The sequence below is a fragment of the Achromobacter semiaridum genome, from assembly GCF_053543755.1.
This window is the reverse complement of sequence record NZ_JBLVOL010000121.1, coordinates 23,651-36,900: the sequence shown is the minus strand read 5'-3', so window position 1 is coordinate 36,900 and position 13,250 is coordinate 23,651. Positions and strand designations below refer to the sequence as shown.

Below are 13,250 nucleotides of genomic sequence, written 5' to 3'. Positions count from 1 at the left end.
GCCCGCCTTATGGCCCGGGCCCGCGCTACAACATCGCCGGCTTCGCCAACCGCGCCGCGCCCAAGGGCGTTGCCTTGTCGCGCAACCGTTTTCCCTACGAGAAGTCCAGCGAATTTTCGCGCAAGAAGGCGGCGGGCCAGCCCGCGTATCCGGCGTCGGCGCCGTGGTATCCGGCCACCGGCGGGTTAAGTTCCGAAATGCTGGCGTCCGCGCTCGCGGGGTACCCGTATCGCGCCAAGGTGTGGTTCAACCACATGAGCAACCCGGTCTACGGCATCGCGGGCTTCAAGACCCTGCTGGCCGACAAGATGAAGGACCCGCGCATCCTGCCGCTGTCGGTGTCGATCAACCCGTTCATCAACGAGACGAACGCGCTGGCCGACTACATCGTGCCCGACACCGTTACCTATGAAAGCTGGGGCGTGTCGGCGCCGTGGGCCGACGTGGTCGCCAAGGCGTCCACTGTGCGCTGGCCCGCCGTCCAGCCGTTGGTGGCGCGCACGGCAACCGATGAACCGGTCTGCCTGGAAACCTTTTTGATCGCCTGCGCCAAGCGCCTGGGCATGCCGGGCTTCGGCGCCAACGCCATCACGGACAAGGACGGCGGCAAGCATGCGCTGGACACGCCCGAGGATTTCTTTTTGCGCGGCATGGCCAACATCGCGTTCGCGGGCGGCCGCGCCGTGCCCGAGGCCACCGACGAAGACATGGCCCTGACCGGTGTGGACCGCTATCGCGACCTGCTGCAACACAAGCTGCAACCTGGTGAATGGCGGCAGGTGGCGATGCTGATGAGCCGGGGCGGGCGCTTCGACAAAATGGACGACGCCTGGGTGCAAAGCGCCACGGGCCGGCAGACGCGCGCCGCGTACACCAAGCCGCTGCACGTATGGAGCGAAGACCTTGCCGGGTTCCGCCACGCCATGACGGGCGAGCGTTATAGCGGTTGCCCGACGTGGTATCCGGCGCGCCTGGCGGATGGGCGCGACGTGCGCGCCGAGTACTCCCCGCGGGATTGGCCGTTCTTGCTGACTTCGTTCAAGTCGAACCTGATGAGTTCGATGTCTATCGGCGTGAACCGGCTTCGGCAGGTGCATCCGCATAACCCCGTGTCGATCAACCGCCAGGACGGCGAACGGCTGGGCATCCGCAACGGCGATGCGGTGCGCATCGTGACGCCGGGCGGCGCGGTGAGCGGGCTGGCGCTGTTGCGTGATGGCATCCAGCCGGGCGCCGTCGGCATCGAACACGGATACGGCCATACCGAGCTGGGCGCGCGGGCGCACCTCATTGACGGCAAACCCATGCCGCACGACGCGTCGCTGGCGGCGGGGGTGAACCTGAACGACCTGGGCTTTGGCGACGCCACGCGTGGCGCGCACGCCAACGTGTGGATCGACTGGGTCTCCGGCGCGGCCGTGCGCCAGGGCTTGCCGGCGCGGATCGAGCGGGTCTGAGGCGCGCGTCAGCGCACCACGGTGTCTGCCACCAGCTCCAGGTCGCTGGCCCGGATGTCCACGTCGGGCAGCACGCCCGACAGGTCGCCGGGCTGCGCCGCGGCCTTGCCCGAGCGGCTGACGCGGATCTCGACGCGGACGCGGCTTGCCTTGGACAACGTCGCGTCCGGCGACATGGCGCTTGCGTCATCCAGCACAAAGACGCGCGGCAGATCAGAGACGCGCCACTGCGTGATGGCCAGCGGCATTCGCGAGCCCGAGACCGGGCGCGCCAGGATGAAGACCGTATCGCCGGGCTGCACCCGATCGCGAAGCGCGTCGGCGATGCGCGCCGTGCCGGATAGGCGGGCGGGGCTAGCCATGGCGTTGCCATTACCGCCTGCGTTGTTGGCCGACGGTGCGCCGGCCTGAAGGCCGCTGGCCGGCATGACGGGTTCGCCGCCTGGGGCGCCACGGGTCGGCATGCTCGGTTCGTTGTCTTTGGCGTCAGTTGCCGGCATGACCGGTGCTCCGTCTTTGACGCCAGTCGTCGGCAAGACCGATGCGCCGGCCGCCATGGCGCGTGCCTGCGCGATGTTCGACTGGATCTGGCGCGCCGCGTCGGAGTCCGCCGGCAGCAACGCTTGCAGCCGCTGCCAATGGCCCAGCGCCTCGGCCGCGTCGCCCCGGCGCAACGCCATCATGCCGGCCAGTGCCAGCGCCTTGGGCTGATCCGGGTCATTGGCCAGCGCTTCGGCCACCGCCGCGATGGCGTTGGCGTCGGGCTTGCCCTGGTTGGCGGACAACAACGCGTCGGCCAGGTCCGCCAAGACGACGGCTTGGCCCGGCACCCGGCGCAACACCTGCCGATACGCCGCCACGGCGTCCGTGTAGCGCCCCAGCGTTTCATAGGACCGGGCCAGCATGTACCAGCCGTCGGCATCGTCCGGCGCGGCGCGCAGCCGCTGGGCCAGGGCGTTGATGGCCACGGCCATGTCGTTGGCGTTGTCACTGTCGTTGTCATTGGCTGCCGGATTATTCGGCGCCGCACCGATTGCCGGGTCGCTCGCAGCACCGTTCTGCAAACCAATCGACGGGTCGATCCCCGCACCGTTCTGTACACCGTTCGCCGCGTTGCCGCGCGCCATGTTGGCATGCGCGGGCGCCGCGCGCGTGGCCGTCATGTCCGCCACCGCGCGCGGATTGCCCAGCTTGCCGTATAGCAACACGGCAGCCACGGGCACCAGCACGCTCAACAGGCAGGCGGCGGCCAAGGCGGCGCGCTGGCCGCCCGCCGGCCCCACGCGGGGCTGCCTGGCCGCCAGGTCTTGCAGCAGTTCTCGCTGCAATTCTTCTTCCGCGCGCAGCCTGGCCTGGGGCGTCAGGCTGCCGCTGCGCACGTCGCGCTGCAATTGCTCGCGCTGCGCCAGATAGAAAGCGCGCAGGCTTTCGTCAGCGGCGGGCGCGGTGGACGGCGCGCGGCGCAGCAGAGGTGGGATGAGGCATAGCAAGGTTGCCAGCAACAGCAGCACGACGATGATCCAAAGCGTGGTCATGGGCCGGTGTCCAGAAAGTTCGCGGCGCGTGCGCGCTCGTCGGCCGTCAGCGGTTCGCGCGCCACGGCGCGCCGCTTCAGGGTGCGCAGCAACACCCAGAAGCCCAACGCCAGCAGGGCGAACGGGCCCAGCCACAGCAGCCACGTAATGGGCTTGAAGGGCGGGTCGTAGCGCACGAAGTCGCCATAGCGGTCTTCAAAGAACCGCATGATTTGCGCGTCGCTGCGGCCGTCGGCCAATTGCGCGTGGATCAGCTTGCGCATGTCATGCGCCAGCGGCGCGTTGGAGTCAGCCAGGCTCTGGTTCTGGCAGACCAGGCAGCGCAACCCGTGCGCCAGCTTGTCGGCGCGTTGCTGGTCGGCGGGCGATAGCGCGGGCAGGGCGGCAGGGGCGGGGGGCGAAGCGGCCTGCACAGCTGATGCGCCGGATGACAACGCGAATGACATCACGAGCGACATCAAGACTGGCATCACGAGTGACATCACGAGTGGCATCACGAACGACACCAAGAACGGCGGCAAGAACGGCGGCAAGAACGCCAAGACGGCCGTCGATGTTCGCGCCGGTTCCGAAGGCAGCGTTGGCCTTAGCTCCGTCAATCCTGCTATCCCGGGTTTATGCCGCCGTCTCATTTCAGCGCCTCGATGATCGGCAATATCCGCGACCGAAAGATCTCGGGTGTGATCAAGCCCAAATGCTTGTGGCGGATGCGGCCCGCGCCGTCGATCACGAAGGTCTCCGGCACGCCGTACACGCCATATTCAATGCCCACGCGCCCGTCCGTGTCGCTGGCCGACGCGACGTACGGGTTGCCGTTGCGTGCCAGCCAGGCGGCGGCGTCGTCCGGCTGGTCTTTGTAGTTCAGGCCGTACAGCGGGATGGCGTATTGCCGGGCGGCCTCGCGTAGCACGGGCACTTCTTCCTGGCACGGCGCGCACCAGGAGGCCCACACGTTCAGCAGCCAGACCTGGCCGCGCAGCGCCTGCACGTCCAGCCGTTCGCCGGGCGATTGCAGCACGGGCAGGTTGATGGCAGGGGCAGGCTTGTCGATCATGGCCGATGGCACGGCGCGCGGATCTCGCGACAGGCCCATCGCCAGGAACACGGCCATTGCCATGAAGACAGCCAGCGGCAGCGCGTAGCGCATCAATAGCCCTCCCGGGCTTGACGCCGGGCCGGCGCCACGGCGGGCGGGTTCTGGCGTGCGACGGCTTCCTGCTGCCGGCGATAGCGCTTGTCGCCCGCCGCCAGCAAGCCGCCCAGCGCCATCAACAGGCACCCGGCCCAGATCCACGTCATGAAGGGCTTGACCTGGATGCGCACCGTCCAGGCCGTGTTACCGCCGGCATCGTCCACCGGTTCGCCCAGCGCCACGAACAGGTCGCGCGTGGGGCCGGTGTCGATGTCGGCCTGGCTTAGCGCCATGTCCTGCACGGTGTACAGGCGTTTTTCGGGATACAGCGTCACCACCGGTTGGCCGTCGCGCGTGACGGTGAACCGGGCGCGCTGGGCGGTGTAGTTGGGGCCGGTGGCGGGCGCGATGCCTGCAAAGGTGAATGCATAGCCGCTCGCTTCCTGGGTGGCGCCGACGTCCATCCGGATCTCGTGCTTGACTTCATAGCCGTTGGCCAACGTGACGCCCGCGATAAAGACGCCGATGCCCGCGTGCGCCAGCAACATGCCATACCAGGATCGCGGCTGCCGTGCCAGGCGGCGCAGCCATCGCCCGTTGGCGCCATCGTTCAACCTTTGCCACGCGTGCGCGCCGCAGGATGCCACCGACCAGGCGGCCAGCCACAGTCCAAGCATGACCAGCGGCGAGCCCAGGCGCGCCGGCCCGGGCATGGCCAACGGCAGGACCACGGCGGTCACCACGCTGACGGCGAAGGCCACGCGCAGCCGGCGCGCCAGGTCGGGTACTTCGGCCTGTTTCCAGCGCGCTACCGGGCCCACGCCCATCAAGAAGATCGCGGGCGTCATCAGCGGCACGAACACCGCTTCGAAGTAAGGCGGGCCGATGGATATCTTGCCCCAGTCCAATACGTCCAGCACCACCGGGTACAGCGTGCCCAACAGCACCGCGCCCGCCGCCACCGTCAGCACCACATTGTTGGACAGCAACAGGGATTCGCGCGACAGCAATGCAAACCCGCCGCCCAGGCCCACCGATGGCGCGCGCCACGCGTACAGCGCCAGCGAGCCGCCGACGATCACCGTCATGAAGGCCAGGATGTACAGGCCGCGTCCCGGGTCCACGGCAAACGCATGCACGGATGTCAGCACGCCCGACCGGACCAGGAACGTGCCCAGGATGCTGAGTGAAAACGTGCAGATGGCCAGCAGCACCGTCCAGCTGCGAAATGCGCCCCGGCGCTCGGTGACGATCAGCGAATGGATCAGCGCGGTGCCGGCCAGCCAGGGCATGAACGACGCGTTTTCGACGGGGTCCCAGAACCACCAGCCGCCCCAGCCCAGCACGTAGTAGGCCCATGCGCTGCCCAGCAGGATGCCCACGGTCAGGAACGTCCACGCGGCCAATGTCCAGGGCCGCACCCAGCGCGCCCACAGCGCGTCCAGCTCACCGGACAATAGCGCCGCAATCGCAAACGCGAAGGCCACGGAAAAGCCCACGTAGCCCATGTACAGCATCGGCGGGTGCACGATCATGCCGGGGTCTTGCAGCAGCGGGTTCAGGTCGCGGCCGGCCATGGCGGGCGGCATCAACCGTTCGAACGGGTTGGACAGGAACAGCATGAACAGCAGAAAGCCCACGCTGATCCAGCCCATGACCGCCAGCACGCGGCCGGTAAAGGGCAGGGGCAGGCGGTGGCTGAAGACGGCAACCGCCAGCGTCCAGGCAGACAACAGATACAGCCACAGCAGCAGCGAGCCCTCGTGCCCGCCCCACACGGCGGCAAAGCGATAGGCCGCGGGCAGGTCGGCATGCGAATTGCCCGCCACATACAACACCGAAAAATCGTTATCGACGAACGACCACGCCAGGCAGCCGAAGGCCAGCGTTGTCAGGCAGAACTGGCCCACGGCGGCGGGGCGTGCCACGCGCAACCCCGCCTGCCAGCCGGTGGCCGCGCCGATCAGTGGCAGCGTCGCCTGCGCCAACGCCACCAGCAGCGCAAGGATCAGGCTGAACAGGCCGATCTCGGGAATCATCGGGCCTCCGGGCGCAAGGTGCCGGCAGCGGCAAGGTTGTTGGCCGCGCTGCCCGGCGTGCCGCCGGCCTTGCCGGCGCCGCCATCGACGCCACTGGGGGCGTTGCGCGCGCGCTTGAGCGCGTCGGCGGCTTCCGGCGGCATGTAGTTTTCGTCGTGCTTGGCCAGTACCTGCGTGGCGCGGAACACGCCGTCGGCATCCAGCTTGCCGGCAACCACCACGCCTTTGCCTTCGCGGAACAAGTCGGGTAGCAGGCCCTGGTAGGTGACGGGCACGGTGTGCGCGGTGTCGGTCACGATGAAGCGTAAGGTGACGCCGTCCGGTTCGCGCCGCACCGAGCCTTGTTCGACTAAACCCCCCACGCGAAAGCTGCCGCTGCGTGGCGCCTCGTTGGCCTCGACCTGGCTGGGGCTGAAGAAGAACACCAGGTTTGATTGCAGCGCGTTCAACACTAGCGCCGTGGCCATCGCCAACAACGCCAGGCCGCCCGCGATGGCCCATGCGCGGCGCTTACGCGGGGTCATGGACGGGCTTCATGGACGGGCCTCATGGACGGGAGCAGGTGCGGGACTCATGGACCGGGGCTTCGACGGACTCATGGGCGCCCCGACGAAGCGGGTGGGTCGGACAAACCGCGCGATGGGGGCGGGCTGAACTGCTGGCGCGGCGCGCGCATGCCGGACCGCTTGCGCGCGCGGCGCCATAGCGAAAATACCTCCAGCGCCATCAACGCCGCCGTCACGCCGTAGGCGCCCAGCAGGTAAGGGCCATGGCCTTGCAGCGAGAACAACGCGTCCCAGCTCATGGCGCCTCCGGTCGGCTGGGGCGCACGGCGCCCGGTTCGCGTTGCGCGATCAGGCCACGCACGCGTGCCAGCGCCACCGCCGCGCTGTACAGCCAGAACGCCGCCACCATCAGCAGCATGGCGGCCACCATGATGCGCGCCATGCTGGGCGCGGTGGTCAGGCTGATAGATGCGCCCTGATGCAAGGTGCTCCACCATTGCACCGAAAAATAGATGATCGGCACGTTGACCACGCCGGCCAGCAGCAGGATGGCGCCGCCGCGGTCGGCCCGGCGCACATCGTCGGTGGCCGCTTGCAGCGCGATGAAGCCCAGGTACAGAAATAGCAGAATCAGCTCGGAGGTCAGCCGCGCATCCCAGACCCACCACGCGCCCCAGGTGGGCTTGCCCCACAGCGCGCCGGTCCACAAGGTCAGGAACGTGAACAGCGCGCCGGTGGGCGCCAGCGCGCGCATCATCATGAAGGACAGGCGCGTGTTGTAGACCAGGCCCAGCGTGGCATATGCCGCCATCACCAGGTACAGCAACATCGACATCCAGGCGGCCGCCACGTGTATGAACAGAATGCGGTAGACCTCGCCCTGTTGGCTGTCCGGCGGCGCGATGACCAGCCCCACGACCAAGCCCGCCGCGCCGAACAATGCGGCGGCCAGCGCCAGCCAGGGAATCAGCCGACCGGCCAGCGGGTAGAACAGCGCGGCAGAGGCATAGCGCATCCAGCCATAGCCGGCGCTTGCTTCCGCTCTTGCAATGGAACCGGAATCGAAGACAGGTCGCTTCTGCATGGGGTCCCTCATTCCAACGCCACGCGCAGCGCGGCGGACGCGCTCCAGGGGCAAAGCAGAATCGCCAGGCACAGGCATGCGCCCAGCAGCGATAGCTGCGGCCCCGCGCCCAACCCGGCATGCGTGGCAGACACCGCGCCCGCGCCGAATATCAGCACCGGCACATACAGCGGCAACACCAGCAGGGGCAACAGCGCAGCGCCGCGCAGGCCCAGCGTCAGCGCCGCGCCCAGGCCGCCCACCAACGCCAGCGTGGGCGTGCCCAGCAGCAGGGACAACACCAGCACGCCGATGGCTTGCGGCGGCAGATCGAATTGCAATGCCAGGATGGGGCTGGCCAGTATCAACGGCACGCAGCCGCTAAACCAGTGCGCCGCCAGCTTCACGCCCACCAGCAGCGGCAACGGATGCGGCGAGACCAGCAGCTGTTCCAGCGCGCCGGTGTCGTGGTCCTGCGAGAACGGGCGATGCAGGCTCTGCAGGATGCCCAGCAGCGCGCACACCCACAGCACCCCGGGCCCGATGGCGCGCAGCAGCGCCGGGTCGGGGCCGACCGCCAGCGGAAACAGCGATCCGGCAACCACGAAAAACAACGTCGCGCCCAGCGTGTCGGCGGGTCGCCGCCAGGCCAGCCGGATGTCACGCAACACCAACTGAGACAGCGTAACCAGCATCCGCGTAGTCATCCATGTTCAGGGTTTGCAAGCGATTGGAAGCGGTGGCGGGCTGCCGATGGCAGGCCACCACCGCCGCGCCGCCATCGTCCAGGTGCGCATTCAGTTCGGTCCACAGTTGTTCGAGGCTGGCCGCGTCCAGCCCCGCATCGGGCTCGTCCAGCAGCCACAACGGCTTGCCGCCCAGCATGACGGCGGCCAACGCCACCCGGCGCGCCTGGCCTTGCGACAAACGGGCCGCCGGTGTGTGCAGGCAGGCGTTCAGGCGCCAGGCCGTCAGCCCTGCCGTGATGGCGTCATCGCTTTGCGGCACGCCCGCCACATGCAGGCAGTAGCGCAGATTTTCCAGCGCGGTCAGGTCGCCGCACAGCGCGTTGGCGTGGCCCAGATACGCCACGCGCGCGTGGTACGACGACGGGTCGCGGAACACGTCCCGCCCCAGCGCCTGCAACGAGCCGGCCATGGGCCGCAGCAAACCGGCCAGCATGCGCAGCACGCTGCTTTTGCCGCTGCCGTTGGCGCCGCGCAGATGCAGTAACTGCCCGGCATGCACATCAAAGTGCAACGGGCCCACGCCTTGCCCCGGCACACCGCCGCGCGGGCAGCATAGGCCGTTGGCGGCCAGCAGGGGCGCGGGCGCGTCAGCGGGCCGCATTGGCGGGCTCCACCTTGGCTGGCCCGGCCTTGGCGATTTCCTGGGTGGCACCGGCCGCCGGCGCTGCGTTTGATGTTTGCGCCGGCGGGATATGCGGCAACGTATGCGCGATGCCCTTGTGGCAGTCGATACAGGTCTTGGACTTGTCCGCCAGATACGTGGAATGCATATTCTGCGCACGCACGCTCTGGCGCGTGAAGTCCATGTATTCGTAGTTGTGGCAGTTGCGGCATTCCAGCGAATCGTTCGCCTTGAAACGCGCCCATTCGTGCTGCGCCAGTTCCAGCCGCTTGTCCACGAACTTTTCGCGCGTGTCGATGGTGCCGAAGATCTTGCCCCACACTTCCTTGGACGCCTGCATCTTGCGCGCGATCTTGTCTGTCCAGTTGTGCGGCACATGGCAATCGGAGCACAGCGCGCGCACGCCCGAGCGGTTGGTGAAGTGGATGGTGCCTTTCAATTCCGCGTAAACGTTGTCGCGCATTTCATGGCAGCCGGTGCAGAATTTTTCGGTGTTGGTCAGCTCCATCGCGGTGTTGAAGGCGCCCCAGAACAGGATGCCGCCAATAAAGCCGCCTATCGTCAGAAAGCCCAGGCTGAAATGCACGCTGGGGCGGCGGATGATGTTCCAGTAGCGCTTCAGAAGCTTGACCATGGCGGCATCCTGTCCGTTACTTCTTGCCTGTGGCGGGGGCGGTCAGGCGCTTGAGGATCACGTCGATGTCCTCATAGGTGTTGGACACCAGCGGCTTGGCCTCGGCCTGCGGCACGTGGCATTGCACACAGAAATACCGGCGCGGCGACACCTCGGCCAGCACGTTGCTGTCGCGGTCCATGTAATGCGTGACGCTGAGCGGCGGCGCCTGGGTTTCCTCGGTGTTCACGCGGGCATGGCAGGACAGGCAGCGGTTGTAGTTCTTGTCGATCTGATAGCCATCGATCTTGTGCGGAATGGTGGGCGGCTGCATCGAATACGTCCGCATCCGCTTGATGTCCTTGTTCTCGATGGGGCTGATCAAGGGCGGGTCGGTCTCGTCGGCAATGGGCGTGGGGCCCCGCATGGGGTCTTCGACCTCCAGCGGCGGGGCAGCGCGGGCGGCGGAAGTCAACAGCACACCCGCAACTAGGGCGATGGCGATGGCGGCGGCGCGGTGGTTCATGGCTGTCTCCCCGTGGTCGTCAAACCTTGACGATCCGGACCGCGCACTTCTTGAAGTCGGTCTGGAACGAGATCGGGTCGGTGGCGTCCAGCGTCACCTTGTTGATCAGCTGGCCGGCGTCGAACCAGGGCACGAACACCAGGCCACGCGGCGGCTTGTTGCGTCCGCGCGTTTCCAGCCGGGTGCGCATCTTGCCGCGGCGCGATTCGATTTCGACTTCCACGCCGCGCCGCAATCCCATGGCCTGCGCATCGTCCGGGTGCATGAAACAGACCGCGTTTGGAAAGGCGCGGTACAGCTCGGGCACGCGCCGCGTCATGGACCCCGAATGCCAGTGTTCCAGGATGCGGCCGGTAGACAGCCAGAAGGGGTATTCCTTGTCCGGCGATTCAGGCGGCGGCTCGTAAGGCAGGGCATAGATGATGGCGCGGCCGTCCGGGTGGCCGTAGAACTCAAAGCCCGCGCCCGCCTTCACGTAGGGGTCGCTGCCTTCGCGGTAGCGCCACAGGGTTTCCTTGCCGTTGACCACCGGCCAGCGCAAACCGCGCACCTCGTGGTAGGTGTCGAAGGGTGCCAGGTCGTGGCCATGGCCCCGGCCGAACTCGGCATATTCCTCGAACAAGCCCTTTTGCGCATAGAAGCCGAATGCCCGGGCTTCCTGGTTTTCATATTCCGCATTCAATTCGCTATTGGGAAATTTGTTGACTTTGCCGTTGGCGTACAGCACGTCAAACAGCGTCTTGCCGCGATACTCCGGCTTCTTGGCCAGCAGGTCAGCCGGCCAGACTTCTTCCACCTTGAAGCGCTTGGAAAACTCCATCAGCTGCCACAGGTCGGAACACGCATCGCCGGGCGCGTTCACCAGTTGATGCCAGAACTGCGTGCGCCGTTCGGCGTTTCCGTAGGCGCCTTCTTTTTCCACCCACATGGCGGTGGGCAGGATCAGGTCGGCCGAAATGGTCGTGACCGTGGGGTAGGCGTCCGACACCACGATGAAGTTGGCCGGGTTGCGGTAGCCGGGCAGCCCTTCGTTCATCAGGTTGGCGGCGGCCTGCATGTTGTTGTTCACCATCACCCAATAGGCATTGATGGTGCCATCCTTCAACATGCGGTTTTGCAACACCGCATGCGCGCCCACCTTGTCGGGGATGGTGCCGGCGGGCAGCTGCCAGATTTCTTCAGCGTGGGCGCGATGCTTCGGGTTCGTCACCACCAGGTCGGCCGGCAGCCGATGCGAAAACGTGCCCACCTCGCGCGCCGTGCCACAGGCCGACGGCTGGCCCGTCAGCGAGAACGGGCTGTTGCCGGGTGTCGAGATCTTGCCCGTCAACAGGTGGATGTTGTAGGCCATGTTGTTGGCCCAGACGCCGCGCGTGTGCTGGTTGAAACCCATCGTCCAGAACGAGGTCACGCGGATTTTCGGGTCGGCGTACAGTTCGGCCAGATCCTGCAATTGCTTTTGCGGGACGCCGGTCAGCTTGGACGTATATTCCAAGTCGTATTTCGAGACGAACTTGGCGAATTCATCGAAGGTGATGGGCTTGGATCCGCCCGCCTTGTCCGCGTTCTTGGCCGCCTTTTGCAAGGGATGGTCGGGGCGCAGGCCATAGCCGATGTCGGTATTGCCTTCGTGAAATACGGTGTGCTTGTCGACGAAATCGCGGTTCACCCGCTTGGTCTGGATGATGTAGTTGGCGATGTAATTCAGGATGGCCAGGTCGGTCTGCGGCGTGAAGGTCAGCGTCAGGTCGGCCAGTTCGTACGAGCGATGCTCGAAGGTGGACAGCACCACCACGCGCGTCTTGGGCGCGGACAGCCGGCGGTCGGTCACGCGGGTCCACAAGATGGGGTGCATCTCGGCCATGTTCGAGCCCCACAGCACGAAGGCGTCGGCGTTCTCGATGTCGTCATAACAGCCCATGGGTTCGTCGGCGCCGAAGGTGCGCATGAAACCCACCGCCGCCGACGCCATGCAATGGCGCGCGTTCGGGTCCAGGTTGTTGGACCGAAACCCCGCCTTCATCAGCTTGAGTGCCGCGTAGCCTTCCCAGATGGTCCATTGGCCCGAGCCGAACATGCCAACCGCGGTCGGTCCCTTGTCTTTCAGGACGCGCTTGAACTGTTCGGCCATCACGTCAAAGGCCTGGTCCCAGGACACGGGGGCAAACTCGCCGTCCTTGGCGTACTTGCCGTCTTTCATGCGCAACAGCGGCGTGGTCAGCCGGTCGTTGCCGTACATGATCTTCGACAGGAAATAGCCCTTGACGCAATTCAGCCCCTTGTTCACCTCGGCATTGAAATCGCCGTGCGTGGCCACGACCTGGTTGTCCTTGACCGCGACGTTCACGCCGCAGCCGGTCCCGCAGAACCTACAGGGCGCCTTCGACCATTTCAGCTTGGCCGCCTCGGATTCGGTCACGATGTTCTGCGTCATGCCGACGATGGGAATGCCGGCCACGGTGGCGGCGGCCGCGGCGGCGGATTGCTTGATGAAATCTCTACGAGCCATGGGCATCGCCAATCTCCTCGTTCATCGCGGCCAGCGTGTCGGCATGCTGGTAGACCAGCGCCGAAGCCAGTACGCCATCCAGGCGCTGGATCTCGGAGATCCGCGCCATCATGTCGTCGGTGGTGGGCGCTTCCAGCGTGACGACCAGCTTGCCGGTGTCGGACGCGCCGTGGATGTCCGAGCCCGCTATCGCCAGGATGGCGGCGCGCACGTCGGGCAGGCGGTGGGGCTGGGCATGCACAACCAGACTGGCGATGTGCAGCTCGGGCGGCGCCGGGGGCGGCGCATTGGGGGGAGCACGGACATGGAAGGGTTTCCGTCGCGTGGCATCAGCTGCCCGGGGGGCCGGCGATCAGCTGATAGAACCAGACGATGAACCCGTAGCCCGCCACGATGATGACCGTAAGGACGGGGGCCATGACAGCCGTCAGGAACAGAAAACTTCGCAGCTCCTGAGGCTTGGTGTAGCCATCAGACTCGTTTTGCACACACCACCTCA

Annotated in this window: 15 protein-coding genes; 1 reads left to right on the top strand and 14 read right to left on the bottom strand. The window is 66.7% G+C overall.

Annotated features, from left to right (window positions below):
- Window positions 1-1,457: molybdopterin dinucleotide binding domain-containing protein (locus tag ACNPP0_RS25315; protein WP_448707342.1), on the top strand; the 1,457-nt coding region annotated here is incomplete at its 5' end.
- An 8-nt stretch (window positions 1,458-1,465) separates the two neighbouring features.
- Here the strand turns inward: ACNPP0_RS25315 and ccmI are convergent.
- The 14 genes from ccmI to napE form a co-directional block, all read right to left on the bottom strand.
- Window positions 1,466-2,992: a c-type cytochrome biogenesis protein CcmI gene (ccmI, locus tag ACNPP0_RS25310; protein WP_448707341.1), complete on the bottom strand. Its 1,527-nt coding sequence runs from the start codon at window positions 2,990-2,992 to the stop codon at window positions 1,466-1,468.
- The gene (locus ACNPP0_RS25305; protein WP_448707340.1) at window positions 2,989-3,450 is read right to left on the bottom strand and encodes a cytochrome c-type biogenesis protein; all 462 of its coding nucleotides are present in this window, start codon (window positions 3,448-3,450) and stop codon (window positions 2,989-2,991) included. The genes ccmI and ACNPP0_RS25305 overlap by 4 nt, the downstream gene beginning before the upstream one ends.
- A 170-nt stretch (window positions 3,451-3,620) precedes the next feature.
- Window positions 3,621-4,142, bottom strand: a complete 522-nt coding sequence (locus ACNPP0_RS25300) for a DsbE family thiol:disulfide interchange protein (protein ID WP_448707339.1) — start codon at window positions 4,140-4,142, stop codon at window positions 3,621-3,623.
- Entirely contained in the window at window positions 4,139-6,163 is a 2,025-nt protein-coding gene (locus tag ACNPP0_RS25295; protein WP_448707338.1) for a heme lyase CcmF/NrfE family subunit, read from the bottom strand. Before ACNPP0_RS25295 ends, ACNPP0_RS25300 begins: the two co-directional genes overlap by 4 nt.
- Window positions 6,160-6,687 (bottom strand): cytochrome c maturation protein CcmE, encoded by a 528-nt coding sequence (ccmE, locus tag ACNPP0_RS25290; protein WP_448707337.1) that lies wholly within the window; start codon window positions 6,685-6,687, stop codon window positions 6,160-6,162. Before ccmE ends, ACNPP0_RS25295 begins: the two co-directional genes overlap by 4 nt.
- 71 nt (window positions 6,688-6,758) lie before the next feature.
- On the bottom strand, window positions 6,759-6,968 hold the full coding sequence (gene ccmD, locus ACNPP0_RS25285; RefSeq protein WP_448707336.1) for a heme exporter protein CcmD: 210 nt from the start codon (window positions 6,966-6,968) through the stop codon (window positions 6,759-6,761).
- Window positions 6,965-7,753 carry a heme ABC transporter permease CcmC gene (gene ccmC, locus ACNPP0_RS25280; RefSeq protein ID WP_448707335.1) on the bottom strand — a complete coding sequence of 263 codons (789 nt, stop codon included), beginning with the start codon at window positions 7,751-7,753 and terminating at the stop codon, window positions 6,965-6,967. The genes ccmD and ccmC overlap by 4 nt, the downstream gene beginning before the upstream one ends.
- An 8-nt stretch (window positions 7,754-7,761) precedes the next feature.
- On the bottom strand, window positions 7,762-8,427 hold the full coding sequence (ccmB, locus tag ACNPP0_RS25275; RefSeq protein WP_448707364.1) for a heme exporter protein CcmB: 666 nt from the start codon (window positions 8,425-8,427) through the stop codon (window positions 7,762-7,764).
- Window positions 8,393-9,082: a heme ABC exporter ATP-binding protein CcmA gene (gene ccmA / locus ACNPP0_RS25270; RefSeq protein WP_448707334.1), complete on the bottom strand. Its 690-nt coding sequence runs from the start codon at window positions 9,080-9,082 to the stop codon at window positions 8,393-8,395. Before ccmA ends, ccmB begins: the two co-directional genes overlap by 35 nt.
- Window positions 9,069-9,737: a cytochrome c3 family protein gene (locus ACNPP0_RS25265; RefSeq protein WP_332607476.1), complete on the bottom strand. Its 669-nt coding sequence runs from the start codon at window positions 9,735-9,737 to the stop codon at window positions 9,069-9,071. Before ACNPP0_RS25265 ends, ccmA begins: the two co-directional genes overlap by 14 nt.
- Window positions 9,738-9,753: 16 nt before the next feature.
- The gene (locus ACNPP0_RS25260; protein WP_332607477.1) at window positions 9,754-10,242 is read right to left on the bottom strand and encodes a nitrate reductase cytochrome c-type subunit; all 489 of its coding nucleotides are present in this window, start codon (window positions 10,240-10,242) and stop codon (window positions 9,754-9,756) included.
- 19 nt (window positions 10,243-10,261) lie between these two features.
- A complete protein-coding gene (gene napA / locus ACNPP0_RS25255; RefSeq protein ID WP_448707333.1) occupies window positions 10,262-12,757 on the bottom strand; it encodes a periplasmic nitrate reductase subunit alpha in 2,496 nt (831 codons plus the stop codon).
- Complete coding sequence (locus ACNPP0_RS25250) at window positions 12,741-13,013, bottom strand: chaperone NapD (protein WP_448707363.1); 273 nt, start codon at window positions 13,011-13,013, stop codon at window positions 12,741-12,743. Before ACNPP0_RS25250 ends, napA begins: the two co-directional genes overlap by 17 nt.
- A 67-nt stretch (window positions 13,014-13,080) precedes the next feature.
- Window positions 13,081-13,239, bottom strand: a complete 159-nt coding sequence (gene napE, locus ACNPP0_RS25245; RefSeq protein WP_035212934.1) for a periplasmic nitrate reductase, NapE protein — start codon at window positions 13,237-13,239, stop codon at window positions 13,081-13,083.
- Between the last annotated feature and the right edge of the window lie 11 nt (window positions 13,240-13,250).

What these genes read in the sequence shown, in the direction of transcription:
- ccmB (WP_448707364.1), bottom strand. Translation starts at nt 8,427, where the DNA reads ATGCTGGTTACGCTGTCTCAGTTGGTGTTGCGTGACATCCGGCTGGCC.
- ccmA (WP_448707334.1), bottom strand. Translation starts at nt 9,082, where the DNA reads ATGCGGCCCGCTGACGCGCCCGCGCCCCTGCTGGCCGCCAACGGCCTA.
- ccmI (WP_448707341.1), bottom strand. Translation starts at nt 2,992, where the DNA reads ATGACCACGCTTTGGATCATCGTCGTGCTGCTGTTGCTGGCAACCTTG.
- napA (WP_448707333.1), bottom strand. Translation starts at nt 12,757, where the DNA reads ATGCCCATGGCTCGTAGAGATTTCATCAAGCAATCCGCCGCCGCGGCC.
- ACNPP0_RS25265 (WP_332607476.1), bottom strand. Translation starts at nt 9,737, where the DNA reads ATGGTCAAGCTTCTGAAGCGCTACTGGAACATCATCCGCCGCCCCAGC.
- ACNPP0_RS25305 (WP_448707340.1), bottom strand. Translation starts at nt 3,450, where the DNA reads ATGTCGCTCGTGATGTCATTCGCGTTGTCATCCGGCGCATCAGCTGTG.
- ccmC (WP_448707335.1), bottom strand. Translation starts at nt 7,753, where the DNA reads ATGCAGAAGCGACCTGTCTTCGATTCCGGTTCCATTGCAAGAGCGGAA.
- ccmD (WP_448707336.1), bottom strand. Translation starts at nt 6,968, where the DNA reads ATGAGCTGGGACGCGTTGTTCTCGCTGCAAGGCCATGGCCCTTACCTG.
- ACNPP0_RS25260 (WP_332607477.1), bottom strand. Translation starts at nt 10,242, where the DNA reads ATGAACCACCGCGCCGCCGCCATCGCCATCGCCCTAGTTGCGGGTGTG.
- ccmE (WP_448707337.1), bottom strand. Translation starts at nt 6,687, where the DNA reads ATGACCCCGCGTAAGCGCCGCGCATGGGCCATCGCGGGCGGCCTGGCG.
- ACNPP0_RS25295 (WP_448707338.1), bottom strand. Translation starts at nt 6,163, where the DNA reads ATGATTCCCGAGATCGGCCTGTTCAGCCTGATCCTTGCGCTGCTGGTG.